We start from the raw sequence: 1,418 nt of genomic DNA, 5'->3' as shown, positions 1-1,418 counted from the left end.
TTCTGCGCGCCGATCGAGAAGCTGTTCCAGTTCAGGATCGCGCCCGAGGTGTTCGTCACCGTCATCGACGCGCCATTGGTCACCGCCGTGGCCTGGCCCTGCACCACCTGCAGCCCGCCGGGCAGCACCGCCTCCGCGGTGGGGGCCAGCAGCCAGCAGCCGGCGAGCGCCAGGGCCAGACGATGGAGCGCGAAGCCGCGCCGCTTGTACTTCAAGGAATCCATACCGCTTGTCTCACTTACTTCTGGGGCGCATTGGAAGCCCCGGGTGCATTGGGGTCGAGCTGGCGCTGCTCGAACAGATAGTCGCCGCCGCGCTGATGGCCGGCCGCGCTGGAGGAACCGTATTGCGGGCGCTGCGGCAGCTCCTTGGCCACCGCGAAGCGCACGCGCTCGAAGACATCGCCGCCGACCTGCCAGTTGTCCAGCGTGCCGAGCTGGGTCAGCAGGTTGTAGGCAAAGGGCGAGTGGCCGTCCTTGCCCATGTCGAACACCGGCTCGTTGCCGCCGGAGGACATGATCACCACCGACTTGCGCTGCAGCAGCTGCTGCGGGTCGACCGGCGCGCCGCTGGCGCGGATGCGCTCATCCTGCGCGACCAGCGAGCCCGAGTAGCAGCTGTCGGAGATCAGCGCCACCTGCGAGGCGCCGATCTGCGCGATCAGCTTGCCGATGTCGTTGTTGCTGAGCCAGGTCTCGGGCTTCTGCGCATCGGCGTCGGACAGCAGCCAGTAGCCCTGGCCGGTCTTCTCGACCAGGTCGCCGTGGCCGGCGTAGTAGACGATGACCGAGTCCTTCGGGCCCGCCGTCAGCGCCAGCTTGTTCAGCGCGGCGATCACGTCGGCCTTGCTGGCATTGGGCAGCAGCACCGTCTCGTAGCCGAGCTTGGTCTCGAAGAGCTGGCTGATCGACTGCGCGTCCTTCACCGCATTGCTCAGCGGCGGGATCTCCTTGTCCCCGTAGTCGTTGACGCCGATGATCACCGCCACCTTGCGCTCGATCTGCGGCAGCGCCGCCGCCTTGACGTGCCGGCGCGTGGCCAGGAAGGTGGCGCCCGGCTTCGGCGCCGGGCTCGGCAGCGCCGCCGGCTCGGCCACCTCGCGCTTGAGCGCCGCGGTCACCAGGCAGCCGCCGCCGCTGGCCTCGCCGACGTTGCGGCAGGGCCGCACGTCGGCCAGCGCCGGGTTCTCCTGCAGCTTGAACACCGCGTCGGCGAACAGGCGCTTCTTGTACTGCTCGCGGGCGGCCAGCATCGAGACCATCGCCTCGGTGGACATGTCGGACAGGCGCACCGGCGCGAAGGTCGCAGCGCCAGCGGCGGGGCTGGTGCTGCCGGCCGCGGCCACGGCGGCGGTGCTGCTGCTGGTGGCCGCGCTGGCCGTGGTGCTGGTGCTCGGCGCCGGCGCGGTCAGGTCCAGC

1 protein-coding gene and 1 pseudogene are annotated in these 1,418 nt (G+C 70.2%); both read right to left on the bottom strand.

Going from position 1 to position 1,418, the window contains the following annotated elements:
• A pseudogene (locus B0W88_RS31740) lies at positions 1-224 on the bottom strand (hypothetical protein); the annotation flags it as partial.
• A gap of 14 nt (positions 225-238) precedes the next feature.
• On the bottom strand, positions 239-1,418 hold a 1,180-nt coding region (locus tag B0W88_RS31735), incomplete at its 5' end, for a caspase family protein (RefSeq protein ID WP_144007142.1).

The organism is Pelomonas sp. KK5 (assembly GCF_001984095.1).
GTDB lineage: Bacteria > Pseudomonadota > Gammaproteobacteria > Burkholderiales > Burkholderiaceae_C > KK5.
This window is presented reverse-complemented; position numbering and strand designations above follow the sequence as displayed.